The organism is Fusibacter sp. A1 (assembly GCF_004125825.1).
Lineage (GTDB): Bacteria > Bacillota > Clostridia > Peptostreptococcales > Acidaminobacteraceae > QQWI01.
The window spans coordinates 1-13,568 of sequence record NZ_QQWI01000018.1 but is presented as its reverse complement, the minus strand read 5'-3'; the positions used below and the strand labels follow the sequence as shown (position 1 = coordinate 13,568).

The window sequence follows — 13,568 nt, the reverse complement described above, 5'->3', positions numbered from 1 at the left end:
GGCATTATGAAACAGCTGTTCAATTGTGAAGTAGTGTCCAAAACATTCTTGAACGAGGATGTCTACACACTAAAACTTAAAAGACCCCAACAAATGGGCGACATCAGGCCGAGTCAGTTTTTCAACCTTCATACGAAGGCCATGCCTTACCTGAAAAGACCGATCAGTATCAGCAATTTTGATGAAGAAACCTTTGATTTTACAATCATCATCAAGGGTGAAGGCACAAAGATACTCAGCGAGGTAAAAGCTGGAGACCTTGTGGAAGTGCAAGGACCGCTGGGGAACACATATAGCATTGATCCCGAGCACAAGAAGGTGCTTGTTATCGGTGGCGGTATCGGCGTGCCACCGCAGGCCGTCTTATCAGAAGCGTTAAAACGGGATACGGACGCCCATATCACCGTGCAACTCGGATTTAGAAATGAGGCCTACCTGGTGGAAAGATTCGACGGTGTGGCGGATGTGCTTCAAATCGCGTCTGAAAACGTGGATTATGACCATAAGGGTTATGTAACCGATCTGACAGCCAAGGCGCTTGAAGAAAACGACTTTGACATGGTCTATGTTTGCGGTCCCCATATCCTGATCGAGAAGGTCGCTAAAATGTGCATGACTAAAAACGTGCCTGTCCAACTCTTGATGGAAGAGCGTATGGCGTGTGGAATCGGTGCGTGCATGGTCTGCACCTGCAAGGTGAAAGACGACACGATGCCTGAAGGCTATTGGAACAAACGTGTCTGTAAAGACGGACCGGTATTTTGGGGAAGCGAGGTGCTTTTTGATGCGTAAGCCAGATTTAAGTGTGGATCTTAACGGATTAAAGCTCCACAATCCAATCACCGTAGCGTCAGGAACGTTCGGTTTTGGTAGGGAGTATAGTGAATATGTGGATTTAAACAACATCGGTGCGATCATGGTCAAGGGCTTGACTCTTGCGCCTAAGTTAGGCAACGATTCACCACGTGTGGCTGAAACTGCCATGGGCATGTTGAATTCAGTCGGGCTTCAAAACCCGGGCGTGGAGTACTTCTTAAAAAACGACCTGCCGTGGTTGGGTGAGTTCAATACCAAAGTCATCGCAAACATCAACGGCACAAATATCGAAGAATACTGCAGAATTGCTGAGCTTACTTCTGTTAAGGGAGTTCACTCCCTAGAACTCAATATCTCCTGCCCGAACGTAAAGGCCGGCGGTCTTGCTTTCGGTACAGACCCCGATATGGTCTATAGGGTGGTAAAAGAGGTCAGAGAAGCGACAGGGCACCATCTGATCGTCAAACTGTCTCCTAATGTAAAAGACATCAAGGATATCGCTCTGGCTGCAGAAGCCGGCGGTGCGGACTGCCTTTCCATGATCAACACCCTTACGGGCATGGTGATCGATATCGACTCGAGAAAACCGATTCTTGCAAGAGGCATCGGTGGACTCAGCGGACCAGCTGTGAAGCCAGTTGCTGTGAGAATGGTCTATGAGGCGGCAAGCGTCGTCGGGATTCCAATCATAGGGATGGGCGGCATCGCCAACTACAGAGACGCTGTGGAATTCCTTCTTGCGGGTGCCGGTGCGATTTCGATAGGTACTTCAAACTTTGTGAACCCGAAAGTCACAGAGGAAGTGTTGAACGACCTTGAAAACTGGATGATGAAAAACGGCTACAACAGCATCGATGAGCTGGTGGGCAAATTGGATTTCCCAAAGGCTAATGCTGGAAGCTGCACTTTTGAAGTTCCGAAATAAACAGGCAAGGAAAAATGAGCTAATCTGGTAGCTCTCAGGCCGTAGACAAAGTCCAATTTCTGCATCAATTCAAAAACCCTGCACGCTTACGTATGTCTATACGCTACGCCCGCAGGGTTTTTTTTTCCTTAAACTTAAACTTTCTCTACAGCCTGCCATCCTGAAGACTTTGTCTCCAGTATGAGAGCTATGCGGATAGCTCTTTTAGTATGAAAAACAAGCAATAGTCAATCCAGCTCTCGAATAGCCGCTTTCTTTGTGCCAGTTCTCTTCAAAGCGGTGCGATTAAATGAGTATAAGCAACTGTTTCATTTACAGATAAACTTCTGGCAAATATAATATAGTTGACACTAGCACGTATTGCATAAGGGGGATTATATGAAAATCGATTATATTAAAAATGAAGGCTTGGAATATAGAGAGTTAATCGGGCAAGGTTTGGGAAGACACAATGATGCGGCTACCGGTACATTTGAATACAGTCAGTTCAATCTGTATCTGCTGAAAGATGAAAAAGTGGTCGGGGCGGCCCATAGCTATTACTACTGGAATTGGGCGGGAATCGACCATATCTGGTTTGAGGATGAGTCGATTTTCCATCTGCTGCTCAACGAAACCTATAAACGATATGATACTGGTATAAAGGGAATGTATCATATGGATCATGATCCTGAAATGATTAGATTATTCAGAGAGTTTGGCTTTCGGTCTGTTGGAGCCATACCAGATTGCCCGAAAGGGTTTGAATCTCATGAGCTGATTGACGACTCGATGCAAGTAAAAGAGCTTGAACATAACTATCAGGTAGCTATCTACACGACAAAAGAAGATCCGTATAAAGCATTTTTCGATGAAAAGCTAAATGAGAGCCAGTTGACCATACTAGATGAGAAGATTGAGGAAGCAGTACAGTTTGTCGCGCTAGACGGCCCAGTCGTAGTTGGTGGAGTCATTGCCGCACTTGGTAATAACTATTTATATATATCTATTTTATGGGTTGATGAAAAGTATAGAAAAATGAATATCGCTACTGAACTTATGGCAAAGGTAGAAAACTACGCAGCCGGTAAAGGGTACGGAAAAAGCTTTTTAGGAACGACATCATTTCAGGCGAAGGGCTTATATGAAAGGCTTGGTTACCATGTGATTTCAACCATAAAGGACTACCCTGTAAACTTTGAGAAGTATACGATGATAAAAACAATTTAGGTTCAGTATTCTGAGAATGAGAAAAGCAGCGGGCGCATCGTATATAGACATACATAAGCGTGCTGCTTTTTAAAATGACACAGAAAATAGGCTTTATCAACAGTCGGAGTCTATTTTGTTTCTCTTACATGCACGCCGTCAAAAAGATATTCCACATGGTCACTTAAATAACCATACTCCCCCTCGTAAGAAAAAACCACTCCGTCGATCCAGTCGTCTGAATCCATAGACTTTTGTAAAAAGGTTTCCATTAGGGTGATTGTGGTGATCATACCTCCCGTAGAGCCTTGGAAGTAAAAGTTTTGCCAAGTTTTTGAGGTGCCGATCGGATTGTTCTCTTCTGGCGTTTCTGAAAGATCGACATGAAGAATATTTTCTTCATCGATCTTTACGATGGTGATCGGTAGGTTGTTGAATTGCTCTGTAGATAGGATCTGTGCCAAAAGGTTCAGATTATCCAACGTGTTCAGTTTTGTCTCTTCTTGGACATAATATAGAACGACAGGCTCATAGCTGTCGATATCGCCGCTGTAGACAGCCAGAAGATCCTTTGCGTCGAATCCTGTGGTGATAAGTTCCACCTGTTTCTTCAAACGGTAGGCCAGAAGATCCTGTCCCGTTTTCAATCCGTTTTCGCTATCAAGCAGCAATTCGATCTGGGCCTTGAGTGCCTCCAGCACATCGCTTTGTGACTGAATCCTTTGATTGTTATCGTCGATCTGTTGTTTCAAATTGGTGTTTTCTATGGTGAGCATCTCTATTCTTGATTCCAGCAAAGTGATCTGTTCATCGGTACTGAGAACTGGGTTGTCCGTTCCTGAAAATCGCAGAAACAGTGCTACCAAAACAAAGATAACGATGATAAAAAGTAGCATCTTCCTATTCATTGCTACACTCCTTTCGACTAAATGATGATTTACTCATACCCGGATACGACTTGCTGAAAACCTAAAACAAGTAATATTACATTTACCTTAAACTCCACCTGTAATTGGAGTTTTTTTATATAATTAGAGGGCAAATACAAATGAATAAATTGAGACGTGTCAATGAAACACATAAGAACAGAACTGTAAATCAGGGAGAAGCAAATGAAGGATAAACTTATAGATATGCACGTGCATAGCCTTGAATGCGGAATCATGTGCGCGGGAGATGTGGATGTCACCTTTGAAACAGTCACAAAAGGTCTACAGGAATATCATGTGGAAAAAGCATGCCTGATGCCGATCAATGATATCTCTTGGCAGCCTGTGAAGGCGATGAATGACTATTTGGTTGAAATAGTGAAAACTCATCCGGATTATGTCGGATTTATCGATATCGATATCACAAGGGCGCACTTTTATCGCGGAATAAAAGAAATGGAATCGGAAATTGAATACTATCATAGCAAGGGGCTCAAAGGGATCAAGATTCATCCTCAAAACTTGGGGGTGAAGGCGGACGATTGGCGACTTTTGCCTATCTATAGGTTGGCGGGAGAACTGAAGATTCCGGTGATCATTCATTGCTACCCGGGATCATCGCCCGGACTACAAGACGATAGCGACCCGAGAGCGATAGAAAAAGTGGTTAGGGTATTCCATAAGACGACCTTTATCATCGCCCACTTCGGTGGCGTGAAATACTTCTATGACATGGAGTACCTAAACTACGAAAACGTGTACTTTGAAACATCTGGTGTCATGCCGAAACTTGAAGCATATTTTGGCATTGACAAGATCAAAGTGGTTTTTGACGAGATAGGTTATGACAAGATCATGTTCGGTTCAGACTATCCCACAGAGAGCATCACAGAGACCCTTAGAATATTGAAACTTGTGGTACCTGAGGAGAAGCAAGGTGAGGTGTTTTATGGGAATGCGGATAGGTTGGGTAGGAAGTTCGGATGGTGGGAAAAGGATTGATTGGTGATTGATGATTGGTGAAGAATGGGGGGCGTGAAGGTGGTTGACTTTGGAAAGTTCTTTGGCACAGGGAAGAAGGAGGAAATCACGACGGTCATGGTTTCTGAATTCTATATCATCGGTGGTTATGAATGTTTTATCGATAAGGTGCAAATCAAAAGAAATGAACTTCAAGTCTCAATTTACTCCAACAACGACCTGTTCCTAGTAAATGAGGATGAAATGAAGACAGGTTTAGGACCGAAAATTGAGTTGCTTGGTTTGCAAAAGATCACGGTGACGATCAACGATACGCTTTATAAGCGAGATGTCAACCGACTGGATAATGTATGCCATAAAGTGATGCAACGGACTTTTCAACCGCTTGAGAGTGTTCCCGAGCTTATGAAGCTCAAGGAAAACGGAAAGATAAACTGGGAATCTGCTGGCAAGCAAATACTGGTATACCGCTTACCGAGGGAGTTCATAGATCTGAAAAGAATGGTCTTTCATCTTCAATATGAGACGGATTTTATTGAAATCAAACCTAGCCGATTGAGGGATAGGATAAACACACCGCTGGATAAGGTTGTTAACCTAGGAAGTGATAAACTTATCCTCCGAAGTATCCATACTGAAGCGTTAACTCTTCAGCCTGAAGTGGTTGAAACGATGAAGGCGAGTGAAGAGCTTCAAACCAAAAGAGCGGTCGAGGTAATCGAAAAATACGATAAGATCGAATTCGTTCTTGAAGTGCCTGTTGTCTGTGAGATGGTATACATCCTATTTGATGATGCTAGACTTGATATGGTGTTTAGTAGCCTGAGTAGGATGCAAAGCATACCACCACTTTATGAAGGCAATAAGATAATAGTGATTGACAAAGGCATGATTGAAAAAGGGAAAAGTGAAGTGACGTACGAAATTCGATTTGTCACAATGAAGCATCCGATGGAAAAAGAGATTGAAATCATCGGAGCTCAAAAGATAAGTCGATGAAGAAGTTTCATCTTTTTATGGGGTGAAAAGGGGGAGACTATGGGGAAGATTGTTGCGATTGGTGGGATTGGTGATTTGGATAGGTTTGGTGAGATAGAAAAGCACTTGATCGAAATGTCCAGATCAGCTTATGTGAGGATTCTGTACCTGCCGACTGCGGGTAATGATGAGGAGAAGAATTTCAGGTTGGCGAAGGCGAGTTTTGAAGGGCGGTTCGACTGTGTGGTGGAACCGCTGCTATTGATAAAAGGAAATTTGAGTGAGAAGCGTATCAGAGAAAGCGTACTGGATGCAGATATGATCATCATCGGCGGGGGTTCTGTAATGCTTTTGATGGAGCAGCTGATCAGGCATGATATGGGCGCCCTCTTCTATGAAGCGCTTGAAAAAAAGAGCATTCTAGCTGGTATCAGTGCGGGTGCGATCTGCTTCGGTCTTGATTATCTAGTGGCAGAAGATCATCAGGTTGTCGAAGTGGTGGAGTGTCTGGGGCTTGTAGACGAAAGGATATGCCCGCATTACGATAGGGAATCCTATGCGGTAAAAAGAGAGGTCTTTGAGACTTATCTGAAAGAACATGGTCTGAAAGGCCTTAGAATCAATGATTACAGCGCGGTGGTCTTTGGAAAGGAAGCATGGGAGAAGCGATGAGAATAATCGATACGATGGATGGAATAGAGGCGATGGCGAGTGCCTATGACGGAAACAGCGATAATTTATTGCCACTGTGGAAAACGTACATGGAGAACATGCCAAAGATAAGAGATCTCTGCGAATCGGACCTTGAGGAGGGCGACCTTGAGAGGGTGGTTCCGATCATGCATGAGGCACTGACTGTAAAATTACCGGCTATGAGAGAAGCGCATGTCAATTTTAAGAAGGCGGTTTTTAAAATCGAAACTGCGTTTCATGAACTTTGCGGTGGAAAAGAGGATACGGCCTTATACTATTATATGGGGTTGGCAAATGCGGCGGGCTGGGCCGCTATGATCGATGGTGAGGGCGCGATGCTAATCGGAGCTGCCAAGATCGCGGAACTAGGCTGGCAGGGTGAGGATCAGATGCTAGGACTTGTGAGTCACGAACTTGCCCATGATGCCCACCGTATCCTGCGTGGTGAAAGCATAAGCAAGGACTTTGACACGATGGAAGACACCTGGGCGTGGAGACTCTACATTGAAGGTTTTGCTCAAAAAAACCAGCAACTGCTGCAAGGAAACGGCGATTACCATCAGGACGATGGCGAGTGGCTTGACTACTGCAGACGAAACCTTGATAGGCTGAAGAACGTATACAAAGAGAGACTTGTGGAAGGTAAGTCCGCGCAAGATTTTTATGGTGATTGGACCAAGTTCGAAGGCGTTGCCGACTTAGGGTATTACCTTGGTGCCGTGTGGGTGAGCGCCCTGCAGGAGAGGTATACAAATGAGCAAATTGCAAGGTTTGAGCTTGATAAGATAAAAAGTGAGGTCTATGACTTCTTGAACAGCTAGTGCTACACGCAGAACTGTAACACAAATGGTGCGAGCGCCATTTGATGTTTGATGGAGGTTTGTTGAGATGAAACTTGGAATGCCGTCTTTGATTGAATACGCGACTCTAGAAGAAAATATGGTGCTGTGTCAAGAGCTAGGGCTTGATTTTGTAGAACTGAATATGAATCTGCCGATGTTCGACTCGGCGATGGACCTTGGTTCGGCTAAGAATCTGATGCATAGATATGGAGTGGAACTGACGCTTCATGTGAATGAGAGTGCCGATGTCGGGGCGCTTGATCCTGTACTGAGGGAAGGATACCAAAAGCATGTGATGACTGCCATCGATATTGCGAAGGCGCTTGATATTAAACTGATCAACATGCACCTCTCCATCGGAATCCATTTTAAGCTGCCTTCAAAAGCGGTGTTTCTGTATGAGAAGTATGAAGCCGTGTACCTCGAACACATCAGATCGTTTAGAGAACGTGTTGAAGAGGCGATAGGAGATGCTGGAATTCTGATCTGTGTGGAGAATACGGGGATACACGATAAGGGTTTTATCAAAAAGTGTACGGACCTGCTACTTGAATCGGACTGTTTCGGTCTGACTTATGATATCGGGCACGACATCGCTAGCGGTTACAAGGATAAGGCTTATTATAAGAACCGCATGGACGAGATCAGTCATTTTCATATCCATGACGGAATGGCTAAAAAGAATCATATGGAACTCTTCACAGGTGATCTGGAGATTTTGACGTTTATCGATCTTGCGGTGAAAAACAAGGCCAGATGTGTGATCGAAGTCAAGGAATCAGGGAGTCTTCGACGATCCATCGAAAAATTAAGGTTAAAAAGAACAACTTAGGATACATAGGGGGAAGACGATGAGCGGTAAAGCTTGGGAATTACCTGTACTTGGTACACAAAGACTTGTCTTGAGAGCTTTTAGACCTGACGATGTCTTGGACTTTTATGAGATAGGGTGTGATACGCATGTCACTAGACATATCACGCTGGATACCTTTAAATCGTTGGAGGATGCTGGTGATTTTGTGACGAAGGTGACGACTAATTACCAAGATGAAAAGGGGTACTATTTCTGGGCGATCGAGGAACGGTCTTCAAATAAACTGATCGGTACCGCAAGTTTTGTTCAGTGGAGCTTCAGACATAGGTGGGCGGAACTTGGCTTCATGGTTAATAAGAACTACTGGAACCGCGGAATCACCACCGAAGCGATGAACTCGGTCATACGATACTGTTTTGATGACTTGGGATTTAACAAGGTGATAGGTAGGGCGTTTCAACGAAACGAAGCCTCAAACCACGTGCTTCAGAAGCTTGGGATGACCTTCGAGGGTATCCAGAGGCAGCATATGATCAAAGACGGCGAATTTGTAGACCTCAACTGCTATAGTCTCCTTTATGAGACGTATCAAAAGGAGCAGTCAGAGAAATGATTTCTGTGAGGATTGATGTAAACGGTAGGATCGTATGGAAAGTTATAAAAATATACATTCAGAGAATTGTGTGATTGCAGGATGTTCAAGGTTTTTTTGAAATAACCAAGGTTTTATTTTTGAATAAGCCTTGCACTTTGATAGTTATCATGGTATCATTCAGGAGTACCTTAATTAAGCACGTAAAATATATTAATTCGAGTATTGTTGAAGTTCAGTTCTTAAGATAAGACATATTATGAACAACAAATTTTGATTGATGAACGTTTTTACATGGAACTTAGGGAAATTTAAATTTGGAGGTTCACATTATGATGAACGGAATAGTAAAATGGTTTAACGGCGAAAAAGGTTTTGGTTTTATCACTGGAGAAGACGGTAAAGACGTTTTCGCTCACTTCTCACAAATCAACAAAGAAGGTTACAAAACGCTTGAAGAAGGCGAAGAAGTTACTTTCACATTGGCTCAAGGTCCTAAAGGTCCTCAAGCTGAAAACATCACTTCTAAATAATTAATATTTAAGTGAATTAGAACCAGTTAATCTTCGGATTGACTGGTTTTTTATTTTTTTTTGAGTGGGTTGGAAGAGAGGGTAGACATAAAGCCTACCCGTACGGTGGGTTGGAAGAGAGGGCAGAAAAATAGGGTAGACTTGTAGTCTACCCTGATAGGTTTAAAGTGTGAATAGCCAGATGGCTACCGCTACTGCGAGCCCTGCCCATACATAGAAGAATATCTCGGTTCCTTTTTCTCCCATTACCTTGATGAAGCCTTTGATTTTAGCCATGCCCCAAATCTTAGGCGGTTTTTTCACGGTGATCCATACGACAAGTCCTGCATACGCTAATAAGAGTAAACCTAATAGTGGCCATGCGTTCATAATAACACCCTCCTTATTCTAGACCTTTTCGAATTTTTGGTGCGAGTAGCGCAAATACCACCGCACTGATTATTACAACGAATCCGGCATACATTAAAATCTGTCCCCATGTACCTGAATTCGATAAAACCAAATCGTTGCCTCTGTAAGTCCAATAAAATGGTATCCAGTAGAAAAACGGTTGCCATTTGTCTGCAAGTAATTCATACCCTGCTACTGAGCCGAGAAGCGGTAAAAATAAAATTTTAATATTTCCCGCGGCGTTCATCACATCATCATTGGTAAGTCCTTCGATAAAGCCGACCAGCAGGCTGATGATTGAAGATGTAAGCAGTAGGACGAATACCTGAGCGTAATTGATTTCGGTGTATCCTGTAAAGATAAGCATCAGAGCTGTACCTATGATCGGTACGATGACGCCGATTGCGCTTTTTCCTATGATGTAGCCGATTCTTGAGATCGGTGTCACGTGGATCGCGCTGATGGTGTTGTCGACTTTTTCCTCGACGATATTGATGGCGATCAGCATGCCGCCAAGAACCGAGATGAACATGATCGCCGCACTGACCAGTACTTTTTTTAGTGGTGGAGTGGAGCGTTCGAAATCGTATATTGTGGCTTCTGAATCCTCCACGGTCACGCCGTAGTCGTAGAACGCCCTTAAGGCTTTGGCAAATTCGACAATACCTTCCGGTTCGTTACCCTGAAGCAGCAGGTAATAGCTATCCTCCTCGGGGATGATCCCGATGATATTGTCTCGCTTTTCGATTCGGTTTTCGATGGCTTTGACAGAACTGAAGAGTTCGACTTTGGCAAAATCCTGCAAATAGGCGATCTGCTTGGCATCGTCGGATGCTAGCATTGCGAGATTCACTGTGGAATCGTTGATGCCAGGGGTGAATACATTGATGACAATCGCAAATAAGAGTGGAAAGATAATGATGTAAAGTGAGATGAAATCTTTAAGGCTCACTTTCAGATCTCGTGTAAAGATCGCAAGTATTTTTTTAATCATCTGATCCTCCTTTCTGGCATCAAATTGTTAGTGTTTTTTTAAATCTGTAGTTTGCAAAGGTGAAAAGAACCGATCCAGCTATAAACAGACCTAAAGAAGACATCAGTACAAAGTTCACATCGGTCGATGGGAGTATGATTTCCTTGAAGCTCTGGATCATGTAGTAGGATGGAATGAATTTCATCCAGACGGGATCCCAGCTAGGAATGAAGTAGGCTATATTCGGCAACATGAAGAAAATAATGACGATAAACAGCGCTCCAAAAGATTGCATGAAATCCTTAAAGTAACTTGTCAGCACTAGCCCCAGTGAGGATGCGAATAACCCTGAGGTGATCAGAAACAAGATCAGAAGACCGTAATTGATATCAAATCCTATGATCGGAATCACCATGATGAGGCTTGTGATCAATGTAGTGACTGAAAGCACTCCGACCTTGCTTAAAAGATACTGCCACACGGTGGATGCCGTGACAGCATAAGCTTTGATGATGCCTTCCTGCTTATCCAGGAAGATGTACGCGGCGATGATGAATAGGCCCATCAGACTGCCGTTGAATGTCAGGAAGACAGGTATGAAACTCTCCCTATCGGACATGTCCTTAAACCCTTCGTGCATCACCCTTACTTCTTGCGCTTCAACATGGGTCTTGATGTCTCCAAGACTTGCGACTTTGTTGTGGAACACCAAGTAAAGATTTTTTAGGCGGTCCGCTTCGTAGCCCTGCAGGTAGTAAGTGTAGGCTATCTCACCTTTGTCGTTCAAATACATGTCAGCAGCGAACTTCTTTTCGATATCCGCAAAGTCGAAAACCGCTTGCTTATCATCCAAATAATAGATTTCTTTGTCGCTGGTGATAAAAAGTGTGGCTGTGACGGTCCTGTCGTTTATCTCGAGTTCTACGATTTGCTCCTGATGATCCAAATCCTCGTTTCTTGTCTGATCGAACATATACTCGACATACGTATCGGGAAGATCCATGTAGATATACTCACCGGATTTGTCGTTGAAATTTTCGGGAACTACGAAAAGCAAGATTACTAAAAAGACAATCGCCATACCGATTTCGATATAAAAGTACCAGCTTTTAGACGATAGTTTCAGCTCTTTGGTGAAACTATACCATAACTTCATATTAGATAAGCCCCCTTCCGGTTACTTTGATGAAGATCTCTTCAAGAGTCGCTTCTTTGGTGTGCATCGTGACAATCTCGTAGCTTCCGATGACTTCTTGAAGTCTTTTCTTGTCTTCGTCCAAGGTGGTGGAGAAGGTGTCTTTGACAACCTTGTCGTCTTTGATATACTCTACATCTACAAACTTTTCGCCGTATTGCAGTTTAAGATTTTTAGGTGAATCGATCAGTTTGATCTCACCGTCGACGATGAATGCGACCCTGTCGCAAAGTTCATCGGCGATATACATGTTGTGCGTGGTCAAGAAGATAGTGACGCCTTCTTTTTGCCTGGCCTTGATGATGTCTTTGATTTCAGCTGCGATTGCAGGGTCTAATCCGGTTGTCGGCTCATCTAAAAACCATAAGGTAGGTTTGTTGATCATCGATCTTGCAAAGGTAAGTCTGTGCTTCATGCCTTTTGAAAATTCGCCGGCTTTCAAGTTGGCCTTGTCGCCAAGACCGACCATCTCTAAAAGTTTTTGAGAATCCATCGTTTCGACATCGAATAGCTTTGCATAAAAGTCCAGATTTTCTTTTGCGGTCATCTTGCTGTAGACGTTGGACTGCTCAAATGACATGCCGATTTTGTTGAACATTTCGTTTTTGATTTTCTTTACATCGTATCCAGCCACAGACACTTGACCCTTTTGAAGTTGCAAAAGTCCTGTTAGGATTCCTTGTGTAGTCGACTTACCGGCGCCTGATGGTCCTAAGAACCCGAATACCTCTCCCTCGGCTACTTCAAAACTTACATCTTTAACAGCGTACTTGTCATCCTTGCTATAAGAATGATGCAGATTCTTAACACTAATCATCAAACATGCCTCCTTTTATTTGTAAAATGCCAGTTTTAGCACTTTAAGATACTCGTCGACTTCTTTCATCAGCTGGTCGAAGTCAAGCGCCTGATCACTTAAGTTCATAGCGGCGACTCTTTCCTCGCCGTATTTCTCGATCGTCCACTGAATCATTTTAATCGCCTTGTCCGGTGGAACGTCTTCTTTAAATAGCGAAAAATCGATTCCTTTAGTGTAGATTTCATGGTTAATATCCGGCGAGTGCTCTTCGATGATCGCCTTTATCTCTTCCATGGACTTCTCCGCGAAGAGATTTTTTGTGAAAGCCGCCATGTACGGATACTTGTTCAGTACACCGGCCTTAATGATCGCGATCTGTTTGATTCTTTCAAAAATATCCTTTTCTGCCCAGTCCAGATGTTCCAAAATGGTATCGATCATGGTGGTTAGGGAAAAGGTCTCAAGATGGTCGTAGAGCTCCTTCTTACTGTGAAAGTAATGATAAAGCAGTCCTTTTGACACACCGGCCTCTTTGACGATATTGTTGGTAGACGCTTTTTTAAACGTGTTCACACTAAATTCCTTAAGCGCCGCATTGACAATCCTATCCCGCTTTTCGGGATCAAAACCCTTAAATAAATCCTCCAAATAATCACCTCCCAAACAAAACCGACTACTCTGGTCAATTTCATTATACACCCGGTTGACCGTATTGGTCAATAACCACGAACGTATTTTGTTCGTGGCGCCTGAAAGTGAACGTACTTTGTTCACGGAGGCGGGTCTCCCAGACCGAACGTATTTTGTTCGTGGCGCCTGAAAGTGAACGTACTTTGTTCACGGAGGCGGGTCTCCCAGACCGAACGTATTTTGTTCGTGGCGCCTGAAAGTGAACGTACTTTGTTCACGGAGGCGGGTCT

16 protein-coding genes are annotated in these 13,568 nt (G+C 43.6%); 10 read left to right on the top strand and 6 right to left on the bottom strand.

Translation table 11 applies throughout. The features are described 5' to 3' along the window. Nucleotides 1-6: 6 nt before the first annotated feature. From DWB64_RS18030 to DWB64_RS18020, 3 genes are all read left to right on the top strand, one after another. On the top strand, nt 7-792 hold the full coding sequence (locus DWB64_RS18030) for a dihydroorotate dehydrogenase electron transfer subunit (protein WP_164980491.1): 786 nt from the start codon (nt 7-9) through the stop codon (nt 790-792). After that, nucleotides 785-1,741 (top strand): dihydroorotate dehydrogenase, encoded by a 957-nt coding sequence (locus tag DWB64_RS18025; RefSeq protein ID WP_171831379.1) that lies wholly within the window; start codon nt 785-787, stop codon nt 1,739-1,741. The genes DWB64_RS18030 and DWB64_RS18025 overlap by 8 nt, the downstream gene beginning before the upstream one ends. Nucleotides 1,742-2,119: 378 nt before the next feature. Continuing rightward, complete coding sequence (locus DWB64_RS18020) at nt 2,120-2,950, top strand: GNAT family N-acetyltransferase (RefSeq protein ID WP_129489613.1); 831 nt, start codon at nt 2,120-2,122, stop codon at nt 2,948-2,950. Nucleotides 2,951-3,060: 110 nt separating this feature from the next. Here DWB64_RS18020 and DWB64_RS18015 read toward each other — a convergent pair whose 3' ends face one another. Then, nucleotides 3,061-3,837, bottom strand: a complete 777-nt coding sequence (locus DWB64_RS18015; RefSeq protein WP_129489612.1) for a hypothetical protein — start codon at nt 3,835-3,837, stop codon at nt 3,061-3,063. A 204-nt stretch (nt 3,838-4,041) separates the two neighbouring features. Between DWB64_RS18015 and DWB64_RS18010 the strand changes: the two genes are divergently transcribed. The 7 genes from DWB64_RS18010 (at nt 4,042) to DWB64_RS17980 (ending at nt 9,291) form a co-directional block, all read left to right on the top strand. After that, on the top strand, nt 4,042-4,860 hold the full coding sequence (locus tag DWB64_RS18010; RefSeq protein WP_129489611.1) for an amidohydrolase family protein: 819 nt from the start codon (nt 4,042-4,044) through the stop codon (nt 4,858-4,860). A gap of 39 nt (nt 4,861-4,899) precedes the next feature. Then, complete coding sequence (locus DWB64_RS18005) at nt 4,900-5,838, top strand: hypothetical protein (protein ID WP_129489610.1); 939 nt, start codon at nt 4,900-4,902, stop codon at nt 5,836-5,838. A 39-nt stretch (nt 5,839-5,877) separates the two neighbouring features. Then, nucleotides 5,878-6,489, top strand: a complete 612-nt coding sequence (locus tag DWB64_RS18000; protein ID WP_129489609.1) for a Type 1 glutamine amidotransferase-like domain-containing protein — start codon at nt 5,878-5,880, stop codon at nt 6,487-6,489. Then, nucleotides 6,486-7,331, top strand: coding sequence for a hypothetical protein (locus tag DWB64_RS17995; protein WP_129489608.1), 846 nt, complete (start codon nt 6,486-6,488; stop codon nt 7,329-7,331). The genes DWB64_RS18000 and DWB64_RS17995 overlap by 4 nt, the downstream gene beginning before the upstream one ends. A 67-nt stretch (nt 7,332-7,398) precedes the next feature. Beyond that, entirely contained in the window at nt 7,399-8,184 is a 786-nt protein-coding gene (locus DWB64_RS17990) for a sugar phosphate isomerase/epimerase (protein ID WP_129489607.1), read from the top strand. Nucleotides 8,185-8,203: 19 nt separating this feature from the next. Continuing rightward, the gene (locus tag DWB64_RS17985; protein ID WP_129489606.1) at nt 8,204-8,779 is read left to right on the top strand and encodes a GNAT family N-acetyltransferase; all 576 of its coding nucleotides are present in this window, start codon (nt 8,204-8,206) and stop codon (nt 8,777-8,779) included. Between the two features lie 314 nt (nt 8,780-9,093). Beyond that, nucleotides 9,094-9,291 carry a cold shock domain-containing protein gene (locus DWB64_RS17980; RefSeq protein ID WP_129489667.1) on the top strand — a complete coding sequence of 66 codons (198 nt, stop codon included), beginning with the start codon at nt 9,094-9,096 and terminating at the stop codon, nt 9,289-9,291. Nucleotides 9,292-9,453: 162 nt separating this feature from the next. Here DWB64_RS17980 and DWB64_RS17975 read toward each other — a convergent pair whose 3' ends face one another. From DWB64_RS17975 to DWB64_RS17955, 5 genes are read right to left on the bottom strand one after another with little or no spacing between them, the layout of a single operon-like run. Then, a complete protein-coding gene (locus DWB64_RS17975) occupies nt 9,454-9,660 on the bottom strand; it encodes a hypothetical protein (protein ID WP_129489605.1) in 207 nt (68 codons plus the stop codon). 13 nt (nt 9,661-9,673) lie between these two features. After that, nucleotides 9,674-10,675 carry an ABC transporter permease gene (locus tag DWB64_RS17970; protein ID WP_129489604.1) on the bottom strand — a complete coding sequence of 334 codons (1,002 nt, stop codon included), beginning with the start codon at nt 10,673-10,675 and terminating at the stop codon, nt 9,674-9,676. Nucleotides 10,676-10,694: 19 nt separating this feature from the next. Beyond that, a complete protein-coding gene (locus tag DWB64_RS17965) occupies nt 10,695-11,810 on the bottom strand; it encodes an ABC transporter permease (RefSeq protein ID WP_129489603.1) in 1,116 nt (371 codons plus the stop codon). 1 nt (nt 11,811) lies between these two features. Continuing rightward, a complete protein-coding gene (locus DWB64_RS17960; RefSeq protein WP_129489602.1) occupies nt 11,812-12,666 on the bottom strand; it encodes an ABC transporter ATP-binding protein in 855 nt (284 codons plus the stop codon). 15 nt (nt 12,667-12,681) lie between these two features. After that, the gene (locus DWB64_RS17955; RefSeq protein WP_164980490.1) at nt 12,682-13,296 is read right to left on the bottom strand and encodes a TetR/AcrR family transcriptional regulator; all 615 of its coding nucleotides are present in this window, start codon (nt 13,294-13,296) and stop codon (nt 12,682-12,684) included. Between the last annotated feature and the right edge of the window lie 272 nt (nt 13,297-13,568).

What these genes read in the sequence shown, in the direction of transcription:
- DWB64_RS18015 (WP_129489612.1), bottom strand. Translation starts at nt 3,837, where the DNA reads ATGAATAGGAAGATGCTACTTTTTATCATCGTTATCTTTGTTTTGGTA.
- DWB64_RS18010 (WP_129489611.1), top strand. Translation starts at nt 4,042, where the DNA reads ATGAAGGATAAACTTATAGATATGCACGTGCATAGCCTTGAATGCGGA.
- DWB64_RS17990 (WP_129489607.1), top strand. Translation starts at nt 7,399, where the DNA reads ATGAAACTTGGAATGCCGTCTTTGATTGAATACGCGACTCTAGAAGAA.
- DWB64_RS17995 (WP_129489608.1), top strand. Translation starts at nt 6,486, where the DNA reads ATGAGAATAATCGATACGATGGATGGAATAGAGGCGATGGCGAGTGCC.
- DWB64_RS17980 (WP_129489667.1), top strand. Translation starts at nt 9,094, where the DNA reads ATGAACGGAATAGTAAAATGGTTTAACGGCGAAAAAGGTTTTGGTTTT.
- DWB64_RS17965 (WP_129489603.1), bottom strand. Translation starts at nt 11,810, where the DNA reads ATGAAGTTATGGTATAGTTTCACCAAAGAGCTGAAACTATCGTCTAAA.
- DWB64_RS17975 (WP_129489605.1), bottom strand. Translation starts at nt 9,660, where the DNA reads ATGAACGCATGGCCACTATTAGGTTTACTCTTATTAGCGTATGCAGGA.
- DWB64_RS18030 (WP_164980491.1), top strand. Translation starts at nt 7, where the DNA reads ATGAAACAGCTGTTCAATTGTGAAGTAGTGTCCAAAACATTCTTGAAC.
- DWB64_RS17960 (WP_129489602.1), bottom strand. Translation starts at nt 12,666, where the DNA reads ATGATTAGTGTTAAGAATCTGCATCATTCTTATAGCAAGGATGACAAG.
- DWB64_RS17970 (WP_129489604.1), bottom strand. Translation starts at nt 10,675, where the DNA reads ATGATTAAAAAAATACTTGCGATCTTTACACGAGATCTGAAAGTGAGC.
- DWB64_RS18000 (WP_129489609.1), top strand. Translation starts at nt 5,878, where the DNA reads ATGGGGAAGATTGTTGCGATTGGTGGGATTGGTGATTTGGATAGGTTT.
- DWB64_RS18020 (WP_129489613.1), top strand. Translation starts at nt 2,120, where the DNA reads ATGAAAATCGATTATATTAAAAATGAAGGCTTGGAATATAGAGAGTTA.
- DWB64_RS18025 (WP_171831379.1), top strand. Translation starts at nt 785, where the DNA reads ATGCGTAAGCCAGATTTAAGTGTGGATCTTAACGGATTAAAGCTCCAC.
- DWB64_RS17985 (WP_129489606.1), top strand. Translation starts at nt 8,204, where the DNA reads ATGAGCGGTAAAGCTTGGGAATTACCTGTACTTGGTACACAAAGACTT.